This window comes from Microbacterium sp. NPDC057741 (genome assembly GCF_042798735.1).
In the GTDB taxonomy this organism is placed as follows: Bacteria; Actinomycetota; Actinomycetes; order Actinomycetales; family Microbacteriaceae; genus Microbacterium.
Genome location: NZ_JBHVJW010000004.1, coordinates 21,596 through 40,031 on the forward strand (window position 1 = coordinate 21,596; position 18,436 = coordinate 40,031).

Annotated in this window: 18 protein-coding genes and 1 tRNA gene; 8 read left to right on the forward strand and 11 right to left on the reverse strand. The window is 68.9% G+C overall.

Going from position 1 to position 18,436, the window contains the following annotated elements; genetic code table 11:
• Positions 1–27: 27 nt before the first annotated feature.
• From ACFVDO_RS13465 to ACFVDO_RS13490, 6 genes are all read right to left on the reverse strand, one after another.
• On the reverse strand, positions 28–1,758 hold the full coding sequence (locus ACFVDO_RS13465) for a serine/threonine protein kinase (RefSeq protein WP_378858670.1): 1,731 nt from the start codon (positions 1,756–1,758) through the stop codon (positions 28–30).
• A complete protein-coding gene (locus tag ACFVDO_RS13470) occupies positions 1,755–3,212 on the reverse strand; it encodes a penicillin-binding transpeptidase domain-containing protein (RefSeq protein WP_378858671.1) in 1,458 nt (485 codons plus the stop codon). Before ACFVDO_RS13470 ends, ACFVDO_RS13465 begins: the two co-directional genes overlap by 4 nt.
• A complete protein-coding gene (locus ACFVDO_RS13475) occupies positions 3,209–4,591 on the reverse strand; it encodes an FtsW/RodA/SpoVE family cell cycle protein (RefSeq protein ID WP_378858672.1) in 1,383 nt (460 codons plus the stop codon). The genes ACFVDO_RS13470 and ACFVDO_RS13475 overlap by 4 nt, the downstream gene beginning before the upstream one ends.
• Complete coding sequence (locus tag ACFVDO_RS13480) at positions 4,588–5,880, reverse strand: PP2C family protein-serine/threonine phosphatase (RefSeq protein ID WP_378858673.1); 1,293 nt, start codon at positions 5,878–5,880, stop codon at positions 4,588–4,590. The genes ACFVDO_RS13475 and ACFVDO_RS13480 overlap by 4 nt, the downstream gene beginning before the upstream one ends.
• 8 nt (positions 5,881–5,888) lie before the next feature.
• The gene (locus ACFVDO_RS13485) at positions 5,889–6,377 is read right to left on the reverse strand and encodes an FHA domain-containing protein (protein WP_378858674.1); all 489 of its coding nucleotides are present in this window, start codon (positions 6,375–6,377) and stop codon (positions 5,889–5,891) included.
• Positions 6,378–6,438: 61 nt separating this feature from the next.
• The gene (locus ACFVDO_RS13490; protein WP_378858675.1) at positions 6,439–7,143 is read right to left on the reverse strand and encodes an FhaA domain-containing protein; all 705 of its coding nucleotides are present in this window, start codon (positions 7,141–7,143) and stop codon (positions 6,439–6,441) included.
• A gap of 232 nt (positions 7,144–7,375) precedes the next feature.
• Here ACFVDO_RS13490 and ACFVDO_RS13495 point away from each other — a divergent pair.
• A tRNA-Leu gene (locus ACFVDO_RS13495) sits at positions 7,376–7,459 on the forward strand.
• A gap of 96 nt (positions 7,460–7,555) precedes the next feature.
• Here ACFVDO_RS13495 and ACFVDO_RS13500 read toward each other — a convergent pair.
• A complete protein-coding gene (locus tag ACFVDO_RS13500) occupies positions 7,556–8,497 on the reverse strand; it encodes a capsular polysaccharide synthesis protein (protein ID WP_378858676.1) in 942 nt (313 codons plus the stop codon).
• A 1-nt stretch (position 8,498) separates the two neighbouring features.
• Entirely contained in the window at positions 8,499–9,386 is an 888-nt protein-coding gene (locus tag ACFVDO_RS13505) for an alpha/beta fold hydrolase (RefSeq protein WP_378858677.1), read from the reverse strand.
• Positions 9,387–9,484: 98 nt separating this feature from the next.
• Between ACFVDO_RS13505 and ACFVDO_RS13510 the strand changes: the two genes are divergently transcribed.
• Both ACFVDO_RS13510 and ACFVDO_RS13515 read left to right on the forward strand, forming a co-directional pair.
• Complete coding sequence (locus ACFVDO_RS13510; protein WP_378858678.1) at positions 9,485–9,916, forward strand: VanZ family protein; 432 nt, start codon at positions 9,485–9,487, stop codon at positions 9,914–9,916.
• A 9-nt stretch (positions 9,917–9,925) separates the two neighbouring features.
• On the forward strand, positions 9,926–10,387 hold the full coding sequence (locus tag ACFVDO_RS13515; protein ID WP_378858679.1) for an ASCH domain-containing protein: 462 nt from the start codon (positions 9,926–9,928) through the stop codon (positions 10,385–10,387).
• A 9-nt stretch (positions 10,388–10,396) separates the two neighbouring features.
• On the opposite strand, the gene ACFVDO_RS13520 is transcribed toward ACFVDO_RS13515, so the two are convergent.
• Positions 10,397–11,539, reverse strand: a complete 1,143-nt coding sequence (locus ACFVDO_RS13520) for a S1C family serine protease (RefSeq protein WP_378858680.1) — start codon at positions 11,537–11,539, stop codon at positions 10,397–10,399.
• 121 nt (positions 11,540–11,660) lie between these two features.
• Between ACFVDO_RS13520 and ACFVDO_RS13525 the strand changes: the two genes are divergently transcribed.
• The 5 genes from ACFVDO_RS13525 (at position 11,661) to ACFVDO_RS13545 (ending at position 15,876) form a co-directional block, all read left to right on the forward strand.
• Positions 11,661–12,035, forward strand: a complete 375-nt coding sequence (locus tag ACFVDO_RS13525; RefSeq protein ID WP_378858681.1) for an SHOCT domain-containing protein — start codon at positions 11,661–11,663, stop codon at positions 12,033–12,035.
• Between the two features lie 80 nt (positions 12,036–12,115).
• Positions 12,116–13,927, forward strand: coding sequence for an SLC13 family permease (locus ACFVDO_RS13530; protein ID WP_378858682.1), 1,812 nt, complete (start codon positions 12,116–12,118; stop codon positions 13,925–13,927).
• Positions 13,928–13,973: 46 nt separating this feature from the next.
• Positions 13,974–14,369 carry a GntR family transcriptional regulator gene (locus ACFVDO_RS13535; protein ID WP_378858683.1) on the forward strand — a complete coding sequence of 132 codons (396 nt, stop codon included), beginning with the start codon at positions 13,974–13,976 and terminating at the stop codon, positions 14,367–14,369.
• Complete coding sequence (locus ACFVDO_RS13540) at positions 14,366–15,061, forward strand: ABC transporter ATP-binding protein (RefSeq protein ID WP_378858684.1); 696 nt, start codon at positions 14,366–14,368, stop codon at positions 15,059–15,061. Before ACFVDO_RS13535 ends, ACFVDO_RS13540 begins: the two co-directional genes overlap by 4 nt.
• Positions 15,058–15,876 (forward strand): hypothetical protein, encoded by an 819-nt coding sequence (locus tag ACFVDO_RS13545; protein ID WP_378858685.1) that lies wholly within the window; start codon positions 15,058–15,060, stop codon positions 15,874–15,876. The genes ACFVDO_RS13540 and ACFVDO_RS13545 overlap by 4 nt, the downstream gene beginning before the upstream one ends.
• A gap of 12 nt (positions 15,877–15,888) precedes the next feature.
• Here ACFVDO_RS13545 and ACFVDO_RS13550 read toward each other — a convergent pair whose 3' ends face one another.
• A complete protein-coding gene (locus tag ACFVDO_RS13550) occupies positions 15,889–17,445 on the reverse strand; it encodes an SLC13 family permease (protein ID WP_378858686.1) in 1,557 nt (518 codons plus the stop codon).
• Positions 17,433–18,419 carry an FUSC family protein gene (locus tag ACFVDO_RS13555; protein WP_378858687.1) on the reverse strand — a complete coding sequence of 329 codons (987 nt, stop codon included), beginning with the start codon at positions 18,417–18,419 and terminating at the stop codon, positions 17,433–17,435. The genes ACFVDO_RS13550 and ACFVDO_RS13555 overlap by 13 nt, the downstream gene beginning before the upstream one ends.
• Positions 18,420–18,436: the final 17 nt, after the last annotated feature.

An 18,436-nucleotide genomic window follows, 5' to 3' on the forward strand; every position in this document is an offset into this window, starting at 1 on the left:
GATGACCTCGGTGGCGACTGATCCAGATTAGCCTGCGGGCGGCTGGTCGCCCGAACCGTCGGCCACGGCGGGCTGCACCACGCCGGACTGGCCCGCGGGGGAGGCGCCCGAGGCGCGGTTGTCGCAGAACGCCTTGTAGGTCGCTCCGATGGGCTGGCCTGCCGCACCGGCGGTCACCTGCGCGGTGAGCTCACCGGGGCCGAAGCTCTTCGTCGTCTCGGTTCCGCCTGCGAAGACCGCGTTGGTGAGCGTGACCTCGTAGGAGGTGACGTCGCCGGCGCCCGAGGGGCAGCTGAAGGCGGCCCAGTTGAGCGTGGCCGGCTGGCCCTCGATCACCGGGTCGGTGGCGAAGGTCGGCGGCGTCGAAGGCGCACCGATGGCGACCATGTCGGCGTACAGGGTCAGCGTGATGATCGAGTCCAGCGGCACGGTTCCGGTCGGGTTGACGCTCTGCACGGTGCCGACCTGCTCCTTCGAGCCGGCCGGAGTGTTGCCGGTGGTGCAGTTGGCCTCGAGGCCCGCGGCCTTCACCTTCGCGGTGGCGGCGTCGCAGCTGAGCCCGACCAGGTCGCCGGGCACGTCGGCGCGCGTGGGCGGCGGCGGGGTGCTCGGCGTCGGTGAGTTCTCCGGAGTGGTCTCGATCGCCGTCGGCGTGGTCTTCTTCGGCTCAGGCGATCCGTTGTTGTTGAAAAGCGCGAACAGCGTGCCGCCGAGGACCAGCAGCAGCAGCACGATCAGAGCGATCAGCGGCCAGGTCCACGGGCTGCGCTTCTTCTTCTCGGCCTCGGCCTCCTCTGCCGCCTCCTCGGCGGGCAGCGGGGCGGTGGTCGGCATGATGCTGGTCGAGTCGTCCACGCCGAGGATGCGGGTGGCGTCGTCGACGCCGGCGGCCGCGACACCGGCCGCGATGGCGGGCACGGCGATCGCAGCGGAGTTCAGGTCGCCGCGTCGCAGCGCCTGTGCGGCGCGGGCCACGGTCGCCGCCGAGGACGGCCGGTCTGCCGGCTTCTTGGCGATCATCGCCATCACGAGGTTCTGCACCGGCTGCGGCACGGTCGCCGGCAGCGGCGGGGGCTGCTCGTTGATCTGCGCCATCGCGATGGCCACCTGCGACTCGCCCGTGAACGGGCGCCTGCCGGCCAGGCACTCGTAGGCGACGATTCCGAGCGAGTAGATGTCGGTCGCCGGGGATGCCGGGTGGCCGGATGCCTGCTCGGGTGACAGGTACTGCACCGTTCCCATCACCTGACCGGTGGCCGTCAGCGGCACCTGGTCGGCGATGCGGGCGATGCCGAAGTCGGTGATCTTCACGCGTCCGTCGGGCGTGATCAGCAGGTTCCCGGGCTTGATGTCGCGGTGCACCAGGCCGGCCGCGTGCGCGGCCTGCAGTGCCGAGGCGGTCTGCGCGACGATGTCGAGCGTCTTGTCGGCGCTCAGCTCGCCGTCGCGCTCGAGCAGGGTCGAGAGCGCCTCGCCGGGCACGAGCTCCATGACGAGGTAGGCGGAGCCGTTCTCCTCGCCGTAGTCGAACACGCTCGCGATGCCCTCGTGGTTGACGAGCGCGGCGTGGCGGGCCTCGGCGCGGAAGCGCTCCAGGAAGCCCGGGTCGCCCATGTACTCGTCTTTGAGGATCTTGATGGCGACGATGCGTCCGATGACGTGATCCGTCGCCTCCCACACCTCGCCCATGCCGCCGATCGCGATCCGCGACTGCAGCTCGTAGCGACCACCGAACGACACACCCTGCGTCGGCCTCATCTGCCCAGCACCGCCTCTATGACCTTCTTCGCAATCGGAGCGGCGATCGCATCGCCGGATCCGGACTGACCCTTACCACCGCCGTCTTCCACGACGACTGCAACCGCCACCTCGGGGTTCACCGCCGGAGCGAATCCCGTGAACCACAGTGTGTACGGTTTGGACTTGCCGTTCTCTGCCGTGCCCGTCTTACCGGCCACATCGACACCGTCTATTCTTGCATTCTGCGCGGCGCCGTCCTTGACGCTCGCGACCATTGCCGCCGTCACCGCGGCAGCCGTGTCCTGGTCTACGGCGCGGCCGTATTCGGTGTTCTCGTACTCCTTGTGCACGGCGAAGTCGTCGCCGATGACGGCATCCACCATCCGCGGGTTCATGACGACGCCCCCGTTGCCGAGACCTGCCGACACCATCGCCATCTGCAGCGGCGTCGCGGTGACCTTGCCCTGGCCGAATCCGGTGAGCGCGGTCTCGTCGTCGCTCAGCCCGCTCGGGTAACTGGACGGCGTCGACTTCAGCGGTGTCTCGAAGGAGCTGTTGAATCCGAACGCCTCGGCCGTCTCGCGGATGCGCTTGTCGCCGAGCTCGACCGCCAGCTCCGCCATCGGGATGTTGCAGCTGAGTCGGATCGCCTGGGCGATCGTCACTGTGGCCCCCGAGCCGCAGGTGCCGCCCCACGCGTTCGAGATCTGTGTCTTCGTTCCCGGCAGCGTGTAGCGGGCCGGGTTCGGCAGCGTGGATTCCATCGTGTAGTCGCCGCCGTTGACCGCGGCCGCGGCCACCACCACCTTGAACGTGGATCCTGGCGGGTTGAGGTCACCGCCGATGCCGCGGTTGTACAGCGGGTTCTTGGGGTTCTCGTCGAGCGCGTTGTACGCCGCGTTCGCGACATCCGCGTCGTGCACGGCGAGCGTGTTCGTGTCGAAGCTGGGCTTCGAGACCATCGCGAGAACGCGGCCGGTCTTCGGCTCGATCGCGACGACCGCGCCCTGCAGGTCGCCCATCGCGTCCCAGGCGGCCTTCTGCACCTTGGGGTCGAGGCTGAGCTCGACGCTGAGGCCCTGCTGCGGCTGACCGGAGAAGATCCGCTCGACCTCGGCGAAGAAGGCGCTGGAGCCGGTGCCGGAGAGCTCGGCGTTCAGGGCCTTCTCGATGCCGGTGGCAGAGCCCAGCGCGGGGTTGAAGTAGCCGGTGACGGGCGCCCACATCGGGGCATCCTTGTAAACCCGCTGGTAGCGGTACTTGTCGTCGGCCGGAGTCGACGAGGCGATCGCCGTGCCGCCGGCGATGATCGCGCCGCGCTGGATCTGGTAGGTGTCCAGCCTGGTGCGGGTGTTCTCGGGGTTCTGGGCGAGCGTGTCGGCGGCGACCACCTGGATCCAGCTGGTGGCGACGAACAGTGCGAGGAACATCGCGAGGATCACGATGGTGAGGCGGCGCAGTTCCTTGGTCATCCGATCACCACCCTGGGCTGGCGGCGCACGCCGTCGCTGATGCGCAGCAGCAGCGCGACGATGAGCCAGTTGGCGACCAGCGACGAACCGCCGGCCGCGAGGAACGGCGTGGTCAGGCCGGTCAGGGGGATCACCCGGGTGACGCCGCCGACCATGATGAACACCTGCAGGGCGATCGTGAACGACAGCCCGATCGCGAGCAGCTTGCCGAAGTCGTCCTGTCCGGCCAGGCCGATGCGGATGCCGCGGCTGACGAACACCATGTACAGGCACAGGATGGCGAACAGGCCGACGATGCCGAGCTCCTCGCCGAGGCTGGGGATGATGAAGTCGCTGTGCGCGAGCGGAGTGATGTCGGGGCGACCCTGACCCCATCCGGTGCCGATCAGACCGCCGTGCGCGAGCCCGAAGATGCCCTGCACAAGTTGATAGCTGCCGCCGAGACTCTCGATCAGCGCCGGGTCGAAGGCGTGCAGCCAGGCCGAGAAGCGACCCTGCACGTACGACAGCACCTGTGCGGCCAGGAAGACGCCGATCGCGACGCCGGCCAGTCCGATCAGCACCCAGCTGGTCTTGCCGGTGGCGACGTAGAGCATGGCGATGAACATGCCGAAGATCAGCATTCCGGTGCCGAGGTCGCGCTGGATGACGATGATGCCGAGCGAGAGCGCCCAGACCACGATGACCGGCCCGAGGTCGCGCATGCGCGGCCAGGTGATCCCGAGGAACTTCTTGCCCACCGTTGCCAGGCTCTCGCGGGTGCGCACCAGGTAGCCGGCGAAGAAGATCGCCAGGCAGATCTTCGCCAGCTCACCGGGCTGGAACGAGAACAGCCCGCCGACCGACACCCACACCTGGGCGTTCGCGTCGGCGATGCGCAGACCGGGGATGAACGGCAGGATCAGCAGCACGATTCCGGCGAGGCCGAAGATGTAGGTGTACCGGTAGAGCACGCGGTAGTTGCGCAGTGCGATCACCAGAGCGATCGCGAGGGCGATCGAGATCGCCGTCCAGACCAGCTGCTTGTTGGAGTACGCGCCCCAGCCGATGAACTTCTCGGCGATGTCGAGGCGGTAGATCATCGCGATGCCCAGCCCGGTCAGCAGGGTCGCGATGGGCAGCACGAACGGGTCGGCGTCGGACGCCACGACCCGCAGCACGATGTGCAGGGCGAACACCAGCACCGCCAGGCCGCCGCCGATCACGAGGATCATCGGGTCAATGCGGTCCAGCGCACCCAGCTGCACGAGGGTGAGCGCGAAGCCGGAGATCGCGCAGGCGAACAGCAGCAGCCAGAACTCGCGGTTGCGCTGCTTCTGCGGCTGACGGATCTTCTTCAGCGCCTTGACGACGGTGGTGTCGGCGGTCACGGATGTCATGGTGTCGGCACCCCGCTCGGAGTCGGAGTCGGAGTCGGGCTCGGCGTCTCGCCGGTGACCTCGTCGGCGTTCGCGCGCAGACGGTTCACGATCGCCTCGGCATCCGAGAGGGAGCGGGCGTTGATCGTGCGCTCAACGGCCGAGCGCTGGTACGGCGGCAGGTCGGCGAGCAGGATGCCGGTGTCGTCGATCTCGGTGGAGAGCGTGAACGGTCCGATGCTCTGCTGCACGCCGCGGAAGATGACGACGCTGTCGTCATCGGCACCCACGAAGTAGCGCGTCTGCGTCCAGTTGTAGGCGATGAATCCTGCGCCGACGAGCAGAGCGAGCGCGGCCACCAGCGCGGTGATCCAGCCGATCCGGCGGCGGCGCGAGCGGCGGCGGTCCTCCTCGATGAGTTCCTCGAGGTAGTCGGCGGCCGGCTCGAAGTGGGTGGGCTCGTTGGCGGCCTGACGCACCGGGTGCAGCCATCCGGTGAGCGTCGACCGGGCGGCCGGCACGATGACGCCCTGCGGGTTGGCGGCGGAGCCGACGACCGTGGGCGTGCCGGACGAGAGCGGGTGCGCTCCGCCGACGTCGACGAGCACCATGGTGACGTTGTCGGGGGCGCCGCCGTCGAGCGCCTGCTTGAGCAGGATGTCGGAGGTGCGGCCGGGGGCCAGGCCCAGGCGCATCGCCTTGGCGATGTGCAGCTCGTCGACGACCCCGGAGAGGCCGTCCGAGCAGATCAGCCATCGGTCGCCCGGATGTGTGGGCATGACGAACATGTCCAGCTCGGGGTCGATGTCCATGTCGCTGAGCACGCGCATGAGCACCGAGCGACGCGGGTGGTAGCGGGCCTCTTCCGGTGTGATGCGGCCGGAGTCGACGAGACGCTGCACGAAGGTGTGGTCGGCCGAGATCTGGGTGAGCTCGTCGTCGCGGAACAGATAGATGCGCGAGTCGCCGATGTGGCCGATGACGGCGTAGTCGTCGACCATGATGATGGCGCTGAGGGTGGTGCCGAGGCCCGCCAGCTCTGGGCGGTCCTTCGAGGCGCGCACCAGGTCGGCCGCGGCAGTGGTGGCCGCCGCCTGCAGCTCGGCCTGCGCGTCGTCGGTGGACTCGTAGGCGTGGTCGAGGCCCTCGATGCGGTGGATGGCGATGCTCGAGGCCACGTCTCCGCCGGCGTGGCCGCCCATGCCGTCGGCGACGACGAACAGGTTGGCCCCGGAGTATCCGGAGTCCTGGTTGTTGGAGCGGACCTTCCCGGTGTGGGAGATCGCTGCGCTCGAGCCCTCGAAGACCATGTCCGCGGTCAGGCTCGCAGCTCGAAGGTCGTGGCGCCCACCTTGATGGGCATGCCGATCGAGATCGGGACGGGCGGGCCGGTGAGGCGCTGGCCGTTCAGATAGGTGCCGTTGGTCGACTCGAGATCCTGGATGGTCCAGGTGCCGCCTCGCGGCACGAGGCGCGCGTGGTGGCTGGACGTGTAGTCGTCGCGGATGACCAGACCGGATTCGCTGGAACGTCCGATGCTCAGCGGCTCGGTGCCGAGCGGCACCTCGAGCCCGGACTTCGGGCCGGACGTGATGACGAGCTTGGTCGCGGTCGCCGTGGTCGCCGGTCCCGTCGAGCGCGGCTTGGCGGGAGCGGCCGGAGCGGATGCTGCGGCTTCGCCGGCGGGCATCTTGCGCACGCGCACGCCAAACAGGTCGGCCCGCAGGGAGTAGATGACGCCGAACACGAAGAACCACAGCAGCACGAGGAACGCGATGCGCAGAAGAAGCAGGACCAGTTCGCTCATCGCATCACCGGCTCCTGAGCGAGCGAAGCGAGACGAAGGGCGCTCCCCAGACGAAGGGCGCTCACGAGATCGCGCCCATCGCGCGGGTGGCGTCGTCGTGGCCGGCAACGGGGACCACGCGGAAGGTGAGATCGGTGCGTCCGATCATGAAGGTGGTCTCGGTGGGCAGCGCAGCCTCGCGGATCTTCTGCCCGTCGATCTTCGTGCCGTTGGTGGAGCCGAGGTCGCGCAGCAGGGCGCGCTCGCCGTCCCAGAGGATCTCGGCGTGACGCCGGCTGGAACCGGCGTCCGAGATGGTGATGTCGGCATCGCTGCCGCGGCCGATGACGGTGCGCGCCTTGGTGAGCGGAACGCGGCGTCCGCCGACCTCGACCACGCCCTGCCAGGTGACCTTCCCCTGCACGGAGCCGGAGTCGACGCGGACGGTGCCGGTGCTGAGTTTGTCGTCGGCCTCGAGCCTGATGATGAGCGGGCCGGCGAAGCTGTAGCCCTGCGCGGTGGCGTGCGAGGTCATCAGTGCGAGGAGTTCGTCTGTGAGTGCGCCGCCGAGCGCCTGCATCCGCTGGGCGTCGTCGGACGCGAGGCGCACCAGGTACTCGTTGGGCGCGATGATGCGGTCGCGGCTGACCACCGCGGCCGTGGTGTCGGCCTCGCGGCGCAGGGCCGAGGCGATCTCGACCGGCTGGACGCCGCTGCGGAAGGTCTTCGCGAACGCGCCGTTCACGGCGCGCTCGAGACCCTTCTCGAAGCTGTCAAGTAGTCCCACTGGGCTCCTAAGGCATGGCTGACCGGTACGCACATCGTAGCCAGCCCGGCTGAGTGAACGCCTCTGCCTCGTCGCCCTGCCGCGAGAAACGTCTCCTGGCACGGGACATGCCTGATGCCGCCCTTTCTCGCGCCCGGGCCCATTTCTCGCGGGATGCCGGGCGCGCAGGCGTGTTCATCGGCGCCGAAAACGCATGTTAGGCTTGTGCGGTTGGTTCGTCACGGACCGACATGCGCGAGTGGCGGAATAGGTAGACGCGCTGGCTTCAGGTGCCAGTGCCTGCAAGGGCGTGGGGGTTCAAGTCCCCCCTCGCGCACAGACGAGTAGGACCCCGGGTCGATGACTAGGGGTCCTACTCATTTGTGCGCGCAGGATGATGCCATCTCGATCAGGACTCCACCACGCCGGAGGCTCACCCCAGATAGTCGCGCGTGAGGTGCTCCAAGACGGATCCCTCCGGAACCGTGTCGTACTTGTAGCTCAGCTTCTGCAGCGGGGCGATGCTCACGATCGTCTCCAGCGTCTGCGGCCGCCAGGGCTGCATCATCTCCAGCTGCAGCAGGTGAGCGTCGGCCGCGGACAAGAACGGTGTCGCATTCCACTGCCCTCTCAGTTCGGGAACGAGGGCCTGGAGCACCTCGAACACGCGGTGGTAGAGGAAGTACTCCGGCAGGTCGTCGTTCTCCTCCCACCAGGTCTCCAGTGCCATGCGCTGCATCGCGATCAGAGGTGAACCAGGATGCGAGGCGATGAACCAGTTCGCAATGGCCCGTCTCGTCCAGCGTGGGAAGACCGTGCCGCTCCGAAGATACTTCCCCTCAAGCTCTCGGTCGAGGCTGCGACCGACCCAGGCGGTCGCATCGACCCAGATTCCTCCGTGCACCTCCAGCAGCCTGGTGCGGATGTAGTCGGAGAAGTGCGCAGGGCGCTCCTTCTCCAGCAGCTCTTCGACACGTTCCGGCACGGTGATCAGCTCCCGAACCGACGCCCCGTCGAGAACTCGCAGTGCGGGATAGACGGTACGCATCTGCGCGATGCACGCCTGCACGAGGGGCGGCGCGGTGTGAATCGGTCTGTCCCAATAGGTGAAGACGCGATCGGAGGGCGCCGGAAGGCTGCGGTAGCGGTGAGTCTCTCTCGCACGCCAGCTCGCCCAGGCGGGAGGCTCCGGCGGCAGGCCGGCGGCGACGCGCAGGGTTGCGAGTCGAGGCTTGAGCAGGTCGATGAGCCGCCCGTACGTCTTCAACGCGGCGGCAGGATCTATCGTGTCGACGAACCGTCCGGCGCGCTGCAGCTGTGCCTGCACGCCGGTGAGGATGCTCTCCGGTGTGACTTTGCTCGCGTGCCCGGACATGTCACTGTCTCCCTGCGGTGAACGTCGACGCGACGACTGAGGCCCACCGCGCCGCCTTATCCATGTAGGAGACATGTGAGCCGGGAAGAGTGAGGAAGGCGCTGTCGGTCTCGTCGGCAAGCGACTGCGCGACGTCCGCGAGCCAAATGCCCTTGCGGACGGTCCACTCGCCGGCGGTGAAGGTCAGGTTCTTCGACATCCGCCGAAGGGCCTCGACGTCGGGCTCGTACCCGGTCACCGGGAGCAGTTCGTGATCGATGAAGATCGAATCGGTCATTCGCGCGGGGATTCGGATTTCGTCCGCCTGCTTCGGTTCGTCACGCAGGTAGCGCTTCAACGTCAGATCTGCCAGCAGCGGCGCGACGGTCAGCCTGCCGAGAACGCCCGCGCCGAACTTCGTCGCCGCCTTGGACGCTCCCTTCGTCTGCGAGACGCGGTAGCAGTCCTCGAAGAACGCCTGCCACTTCTCGGGGTCCCGTGCCCATCGGGTCAGGGGCGGTTCATGGAAGATCGCCCTCCTGATCGAATCGGGGTGCGCACGCGCCAGCTCGAGTGCGATGACGGCGCCACTGCTGCTGCCGAGAATGTCTGCGGATTCCAGGCCGACCGCACGCAGCACGGCGACGGCGTCCCGGGCCTGCTGCGGGACACTGAACGCGGACGGGTCGTTCGCCGTGCTGCGTGCGTTCGACCGCCGGTCGTAGGTGATGACCATGAACCGGTCGCGAAGTTGATCCGCAAGGGGGAGGAACGAGTCTCCGTCTCCGCCGCCTCCGGCGATCATCAGAATCGGCGCGCCGTCGCCGGTGACCTTGTAGAAGAGGTCGTCGCCCTCGGCGGAGACGCGGCCCCTTGCGCGGGTGGACGAATGCGGACCGGTGCGTCCCATGCCGCTCATCCTAGATGGGCGAGTCCCGCGCTCGTCACCGAGCTCCGGGCACGCAAACGCATACGCTCACGCAACATCCGCTCGCGTGAACTGAAAGCATGAGCACTTCCTTCGGCCCCCGCATCGTCGCCACGTTCATGACCCTTGGCGCGGTCCTCGCACTCACGTTCTCACCCCGCTGGATCGTGGCGCCGGCGAGGAGCCTCTTTATGAGGGTGGCTCGCGGGTGGGCGGGGCCGGTGGTCGAGCCGATGACCTTCCTGCAGGTCGAGAGCACGCTCAACGCCCTCCTGTTCGTGCCGCTCGGCGCCGCGCTCGCCCTGCTGTTGAGTCGTCGCTGGTGGATCCTCGCGCCCATCATCGGGTTCGCGATCTCGTTCGGCGTGGAGATGATGCAGAACCGCATCCCCGGCCGCGTGCCCGACATCGGCGACGTCCTCTGGAACACCGTCGGCGCGGTCGTCGGCGCGGCCCTGGCCGGCCTCGTCCGGCTCGTCGGCGATGCGATGCAGCATCAGCGGCATCCGTAGAGTCGTCGTGTGGACGAGAACCCTGAGATCGACGCGTACTGGCGCGCGGCGCGCGCCGCGCACCCCGAACTGCCGGATGCCGCGCCCGAAGCGTGGGGCTTCGGCGCGACACCCGAGCATGCCGACAGCCTGCTCGAGCTCGTCCTCGCCGGCGTGAAGACCGGCACCGCATCTTCCCTCTGGGACTACGAGGTGGCCGACGAACCGCTGCCCGCGGAGGGCGACTACAGCATCATCCTCGATGGGACGGGCTCCCCGCGCGCGGTGATCCAGACCACCTCCGTGCGCACCGTGCCCTTCGACGAGGTCAGCGCCGAGCACGCCTTCGCCGAGGGCGAGGGTGATCGCACCCTGCAGGCCTGGCGCGACATCCACGAGCGCTACTGGCGCGAGAACTCCGAGAACCCGCGCGGCTACGAGCCGAACATGCCCGTCGTCTGCGAGATCTTCCGGGTGGTGCACCCGAGCTGACGCCCTGGCTCAGGACGTCGGGTTCGGCTGCAGCGTGACCTTCACAGTGCGTGTCTTCGACTCGCGCAGGAACGTCACCTCGACCTCGTCGCCCGGTGCTGCGCGCACGGTGACCGCCGCGAGGTGCGCGGCGGTGGGCGCGGACTGACCGCCGATCCGGGTGATCAGGTCGCCGACCCGCAGCCCGCCGCGGTCGGCGGAGCCGCCGTCGACGACCGAGGTGATGACCAGCCCCGGCGGCACGCCGAACTGCGCGGCGGCCTGCGGCGTCAGCGTGCTGACCTCGATCCCGAACGACGGATGATCCACCCGACCGCTCGCGACCAGCTCGTCGGTGATCGCCTGCACGGTGTCGGCGGGCACGGCGAACCCGATGCCGATGCTGCCGCCCGAGCCGTTCCCCTCGCTGTCGGGCACGGTCGAGATCGCCGTGTTCACACCGATCAGGCGTCCGTCGCAGTCGACCAGCGCGCCGCCCGAGTTGCCCGGGTTGATCGCGGCATCCGTCTGCAGCGCCCCGGTGATGACGGTCACGCCGCCGTCTCCGGTGGGCAGGGTGAGGGAGCGGTTCAGCGCGCTGATGATGCCCGCCGTCACGGTGTTCGACTGCCCCAGCGGTGCGCCCAGCGCCACCACCGGCTGCCCGGTGCGCACCTGCGCGGAGTCGCCGAACCGGATCTGCGGCAGCCCGCCGTCGCGCGAGACGCGCAGCACCGCGAGGTCGGTCTGCGGATCGCGGCCGACCAGCTTGGCATCCAGGCGCTCGCCGTCGGCCAGGGTCACCGCCAGCGTGCCGGTGACACGCGTGCCCCTGACGGCGGCGGCGATCACGTGGTCGTTGGTGACGATCAGCCCGTCGGAGTCGATCACGGCGCCGCTGCCGTTGCCGCTTCCTCCCTGTCCGGTCGCCCACACCGTGACCACCGAGGGAAGCGCGCGTTCCGAGACGGAGATCGCATTGCAGGCGCCCGCACCTCCCGACCCGTTCAGGATGCCGGAACCGATGAGCCCGCCGCCGATGCCGAGCGCGATCACTGCGATGCCTGCTCCGGTGGCCAGCGCCCAGGGGCGCCGCCACCATGGGGTCCGGGCGGGCGCGTCCTCCGGCACCGCGGCATCCGCTTCGGTCGAACCCGACTCAACGTCGCTCATGATGGCCCCGTCCCGCCTCTTCTGGCTCGATTATGGCCCGGATCGCCCTCGCACACCCCACATCGCAGCCCGAAACCACTAACGTTCGAGACAACGACTCAAATACTTGAAAGGCGTCGCCATGAACTTCTGGGAAACCATCTGGATCTTCGTCGAGATCTTCCTCTTCATCGCGCTGCTGATGGTGCTGTTCACGATCTTCGGCGACCTGTTCCGCGACCGGAAGCTCAACGGGTGGTGGAAGGCGCTGTGGATCATCTTCCTGATCTTCGTGCCGTGGATCACCGCGCTGGTCTACCTGATCGCTCGCGGCCAGGGCATGGCCGAGCGCAGCGCCGCGCAGGCGCGACAGGCGCAGCAGGCCACTGACGCCTACATCCGTCAGGCTGCCGGCAAGAGCGCCGCGGACGAGATCGCGGATGCCGCGAAGCTGCTCGCAGCGGGCACGATCACCACCGAGGAGTACGAGAAGCTGAAGGCCAAGGCCCTCGCCTGATCACCTGCGACCTGCCGCCGACCGGGCATCCGGCGGCGGCAGGTCGATCCGTTCACGTCGAGTGATGTGAGAGACGACCGATGACGACCGATCTCGCGATGGTGCTGGTGCTGCTCGTCGCAGCGGTGGCGATGTTCGCGATCGGACGGCCGCGCATGGACGTGGTCGCGGTCATCATGATCGTGGCGCTGCCGCTCACCGGCATCCTCACCGTCACCGAGACGCTGGAGGGCTTCGCCGACCCGAACGTCGTGCTCATCGCCGCGCTCTTCGTCGTCGGTGAGGGGCTCTCCCGCACCGGCGTCACCTACCGGCTCGGCGACTGGCTGGCCCGCACCGCGGGTGCGAGCGTGACCAGGCTGATCGTGCTGCTCATGCTCTCGGTCGCGCTGCTCGGCGCGGTGATGAGCTCGACCGGCGTCGTCGCGATCTTCATCCCGGTCGCGGTGAGCATCGCCGCCCGCACCGGCATCCCCACCCGCATGCTGATGATGCCGCTCAGCTTCGCCGGCCTCATCAGCGGCATGCTGACCCTGATCGCCACCACCCCGAACCTGGTGATCGACGCCGAGCTGCAGCGCGCGGGCATGGAGGGCTTCGGGTTCTTCGCCATCACACCGTTCGGCATCGTGATCCTCGCGCTCGGCATCGGCTACATGCTGTTCGCCCGGCGGTTCCTCGCCGGCGACGCCGACGGCGCCGAGGACTCGCGCCGCACCTTCCGCAGTCTGCTCACCGACTACCGTGTGGATGCCAGGACGCACCGCTTCCGCGTCGCGTCGCGCTCGCCGCTGATCGACACTCGGCTCGCCGACCTCGACCTGCGGGCCGGCCGGCGCGCGCGGGTGCTGATGATCGAGCGCTCCCGGCTGTTCCGGAAGACCGTGCACCTGACGGCCGACGACGTCGAGGTCGCCAAGGGCGACACCCTCTTCACGGATGCTGAGCTCTCGGCCGATGAGCTGAGGGGGCTGCGCCTGGAGGCGCAGCCCGCCACCGACGAGTACCTCGAGGGCTACTCCCGCCAGGTCGGCATGGCCGAGGCGCTGATCGCCCCCGACTCGGCCGCCATCGGCAAGAGCGTGCGGATGTTGCGCTTCAATGCCGCCCACGCGCTGGAGGTGGTCGGCATCCGGCACCGCGGCCGCACAGTCGACAGCGATTTCGCCGATGTGCGCCTCGCGGCCGGCGACACGATGCTGGTCACCGGATCCTGGGACGCCGTGAAGGCCCTCGGCGGCACCCGCCGCGACTACATCCTGCTCGACCTTCCGGCGGAATCGGCCGAAGTTGCCCCCGCGGCGAACCAGGCGATCTTCGCGATCGCGAGCGTGCTCATTATGGTCGTGCTGATGGTCACCGGCCTTGTGCCCAACGTGATCGCCGCGCTCATCGCCTGTCTGCTGATGGGCATCTTCCGCTGCGTCGACATGCGCAGCGCCTACCGCGCCATCCACTGGCCCACCCTGCTGCTGATCGTGGGCATGCTGCCCTTCGCGCTGGCGCTGCAGCGCACCGGCGGTGTCGACTTGGTGGTCGACGGACTGCTGGCGGCTCTCGGCGGCGCGGGTCCGACGATCTTGCTCGGCGCGATCTTCCTGCTCACCGCGGTGATCGGCCTGTTCGTGTCGAATACCGCGACCGCCGTGCTGATGGCACCGATCGCGATCTCGACCGCCGTGCACCTGGGCGTCTCGCCGTACCCGTTCGCGATGATGGTGGCGCTCGCCGCGTCGTCGGCGTTCATGACCCCGGTGTCGTCGCCGGTGAACACCCTCGTCGTCGAACCCGGCCGCTACCGGTTCGCCGACTTCGTGAAGATCGGCACCCCGTTCACACTGGTCACGCTGGTGGTCAGCGTGCTGCTCGTGCCGCTGCTGATGCCTCTCTGAGAGGTCCTGCTTGCATCTGTATTAGTGTCGTAATACAGTAAGACACATGCAGACCGACGAGTCCCGCCCCATCTGGGTGCAGCTGGTCGACGAGTTCCGTCGGCGCATCGCCGCGGGCGAGTGGTCGCCCGGGGCCAAGGTGCCGTCCGTGCGCGAACTCGCCCTCGAGCTCGGCGTCAACCCCAACACCGTGCAGAAGGCGCTCGGCGAGGTCGACCGACTCGGGCTGACCACCACCGAGCGCACCGCGGGTCGATTCGTCACCCGCGACGAGCACGCCGTCGCGGACGGACGCGCAGCGCTCGCCGCATCCACCGCCGACGGCTTCGTCGCCGCGGCTCGCGGCATCGGGATGACCCTCGCCGAGGCATCCGACCTGCTCGCCCTGCGCTGGGCGCAGGGCGACGCACCCCACGACAACGACAGAAAGGAGACCCGATGAACGTCATCGAGATCACGGGCCTCACCAAGTCCTACCGAGGACGGCCCGCGTTGGCGGGCCTGGACATCTCCCTCGCGCCGGGTCAGATCGTCGGCCTCATGGGCGACAACGGCTCGGGCAAGACCACGCTGCTAAAGATCCTCGCCGGCGTGCTCGCAGAGTGGGACGGCGAGGTGCGCGTGGCCGGACATATTCCCGGACCGGAATCCAAGGCGCTGGTGTCGTTCCTGCCAGACGCCTCGTTCCTGCCCGACTCGCACAGGCCGGGCGACTCCATCGCGCAGTTCGCCCGCTTCTTCGCCGACTTCGACGAGGCCAAGGCCCGGCAGATGATCGACTTCTTCGGCCTGCCGTGGGACCGCACGCTCAAGGAGATGTCCAAGGGCATGCGCGAGAAGCTGCAGATCTCGCTGGCCATGTCACGCCGCGCGAAGATCTACCTGCTCGACGAGCCGATATCGGGCGTCGACCCCGCCTCCCGCGACGTCATCTTGCGCGGCATCCTGTCGAACTTCGATGAGGACGCGCTCATGCTCATCTCCACCCATCTGATCCAGGACGTCGAGCAGATCGTCGACTCCGTCCTGTTCCTGCGCGAGGGCGCGGTGCTGCTGCAGGGCGGCGCCGACGACCTGCGCGCCGAGCACGGCGTCAGTCTCGACGCTCTCTTCCGAAAGGTGTACGCATCATGATCGGCACGCTGTTCGGTCAGGACTTCCGCTCCACGAAGAAGGGCCTGCTCACCGTCATCGGCGCCGTCGTCCTGGTCGCCGGGGTCTCGTACGTGTTCGCCGCGCTGAACGTGCCGGTTCTCGGCGGCCTCGGCCTGTATCTCGGCATCGTGGCGTTCATCGCGCTCGTGCCCATCGTGCTCGTCCTGCTCGCCGAGAACTATTGGCGCACGATGTACGGCCGCGAGGGCTACTTCACCATGGCCATCCCCGTGCGCGGCCGCACCCTGTTCACCGCGAAGCTGCTCTACGGTCTGGTCAGCTCGCTGGTCGCGCTCATCGTGACCGCAGCCGGACTGCTGGTGGGCGCCCTCGTCTTCGCGATGCCGGAGAGCGACGACCCGTGGGGGTTCGTCGTCGACGGGCTCTCCGCCGTCGAGCCGTGGATGGCCTGGCTCGGTGCGCTGGCGATCATCCTGCAGCTCGCCTATCTCGTCGTCGCCGGATCCGCCATGATGACGATCGGCGCGGAGGGCCGCTTCAACCACCTCGGGTTCGGCGCTCCGGTCATCGGCGCGATCGTGCTGTACCTCGTCATGCAGGTGGTCACGTTCATCGGCATCCTGTTCATCCCGTTCGGCATCCGCCTGAGCGGCCCGGATGCCGGGCAGCTGGTGCCCCAGAGCATGCTCGACGACGTGATGAAGGCCATCGACAACCCGGGCTACCAGCCCGAGGTGCTGGGTCTCGGCTTCGTGTTCACGACCCTCGTCGTGATGGTGGTGCTGGCCTGGTGGGGCGCGCGCTCCGTCGAGCGCCACACCTCGCTGCGCTGAGCGCAGAGACGCTCAGAACGGCCAGATCAGCGGCACCACGAAGATCGCGACCGCGGCGAACAGCAGCAGGCACGGCAGACCGAGCCTCCAGTAGTCGCCGAACCGGTAGCCGCCCGGCTCCTGCACCATCAGGTTGCCTGCGGTGGCGACCGGCGTGAGGAAGGATGCCGCACCGGCGACCGTGATCGCCATCATCATCGGCAGCGGCGAGACGTGTGCGGTCTCGGCGACGGCGATCGCGATCGGCGCCACGATCAGCACCGTGGCCAGGTTGCTGATGAACTGGCCCAGCACCATCACCACGACCACGATGCCGGCGAGCAGGATCGTCGGCGAACCCTGCCCGAACCACGACAGCAGGGTGTCGGAGATCAGGTCGGCGGCGCCGCTGGTCTGGATCGCCGTGGACAGCGGGATCATGCCCGCCACCACCACGAGCGTGGTCAGCGAGATCGAGCGCTGCGCCTGCCCGACCGTGATCACGCGAAGGCCGATGAGCAGCACGCCGGCGCCCATCACGACGATCGCCGGCGGCACCAGGCCGGTGGCCAGCAGCACGCACATCGCGCCGAGGATCGACACGGCCACCGTGGCGCGCGTGCTCCAGGCGACAGTGCTGCGGCGCAGCCGGTCGGGATCCTCCACGCTGACGACACCGCGCTGCGTCGCGCCGCGGCCGAGCTCGTCCCAGGCCCCGCGCACGACCAGCACGTCGCCGGCGCGCAGGTCGGTCGCCTCGACCTGCGAGCCACCGCGCTGCACCGCCTCGATCATGAGGTTCGCCGACTCCATCTGCATGCCGGGGAAGACGTGGTCGCCGATGTACGGCGACCGCGGCGGGATCACGATCTCGGCGAGGCCGTAGTCCGCGCCCGCGACAGCCACCTTCGGGTCCAGCCCGTACTGCGCGGCGATCGTCGCCGCGTAGTCGCTGAGGTCGGAGGGCGCGTTCGCCGGCGTGCGGTGCGGCAGCAGCTTCGGGCCGAGCAGCACGCAGATGATGATCACGCCGACCAGCAGCGGAACGCCCACGATCGCGAACTCGAAGAAGCCGAACGCCCGATCGCCGGCGTTCACCGAAAGCTCGGAGACCAGCACGTTGATCGGTGTGCCCAGCATCGTCAGCAGCGAACCCGCATGCGCGGCGAAGGCCACCGTCATCAGCATCTGCGAGGGCGGCTGCTTGATCCGCGCGGCCAGCGCGACCGCCACGGGCACCAGTGCGGCCACCGCGCCGTTGACGCTGATCAGCGCGGTCAGCAGCGCCGAGAGCAGCATCAGCGCGATCAGCACCGCCGACTTCCGATCACCGACCCGCCTGGTCAGCTGCTGCCCGGCCCAGGCGGTGACGCCGGTGGCCTCGAGAGATTCGCTCACCACGAACAGCCCCGCCAGATAGACGACGATCGGGTCGCCGAACCCGGCGATCGCCTGCTCGAAGGTCACCGCGCCGAAGGCGAACAGCGCGAGCGCCACCAGCAGTGCGACGAGCGGCGCGGGCAGGCGGTTCGAGATGAAGACGACGATCGCCGCCGCAAGCACGACGAAGGTGGTGATCAGCGGGTCCACGAGGAGGATCCTTCCGGCTGGTTTCGGGAGAACAGGCGCGCGAGCATCCGCTCGGCGGGGTCGGCGACCGCCATCAGGACGATCGCGATCGCGACGGCGAGAAGAGCGGACGCCAGGCGCTGGGCGCCCAGCAGCGTCGCATCCGCGCCCGGAGCGAGCGTGCCGAGCAGGATGACGGTGCCCGCGATGAAGGCGATCGCGAACGTGGAGCGGCGCTGCAGCGAGTAGGCGACGGTGAGCACGGCGCCGGCGAAGACGGCCACGAGCACCAGCCACGGCGGGGCGAGCAGCCCGATGAGCACCGCGGCGACGGTACCGGCGGCGGTCGCCGCGGCGTAGCGCAGCGCGTCGGCCGCCGAGCCGCGACCCGGCACGAACACCAGGCAGAACGCGAGCAGTCCCCAGTTGATCCGCCCCATGCCCAGCACCGGCCCGAGCAGAAGCAGCACAGCGCATCCGACCGCGAGCAGCACCGAGTGCACGACGGCGCGGGTCGTGTCCAGCGGCTGCGCCACCGGCACCATCTTCGCGAGACGTGCCACGCCGATCATGAATGCCGCACCGATCAACGTGGCCACCGCCACTGTTCCGGCCGATCCCGATGGCGGGATGAGGGCGTAGAACACCAGGATCGCCGGGGCGACGGCCACGGCTCTGGCATCCATCCGGGTGATCGGGGCCTGCGCGAGGCAGCACAGCACCACTGCGATGAGCAGCGGCATGGGCCGCGGCCCGATCAGCATGCCGGCCGCAGAGACCACGGCGAACCAGACGGCGCTCGCCGCCTGCATCCCGAGCGGAAGCGAGCGCACCACCGCTGAGGTGAGCACGATGCCGAGGTACAGCGCCTGTGCCACGAGGGCACCGCCGAGCAGCCACGCCCCTCCGACGGGGACCATCGCGACGACCACGGCCAGCGCCGACAGCAGCAGAAGGCGGCGCCCGGCGGTCGGCACCGCCTCTGAACCGCTCATCGTCCGCTCATCGGTGT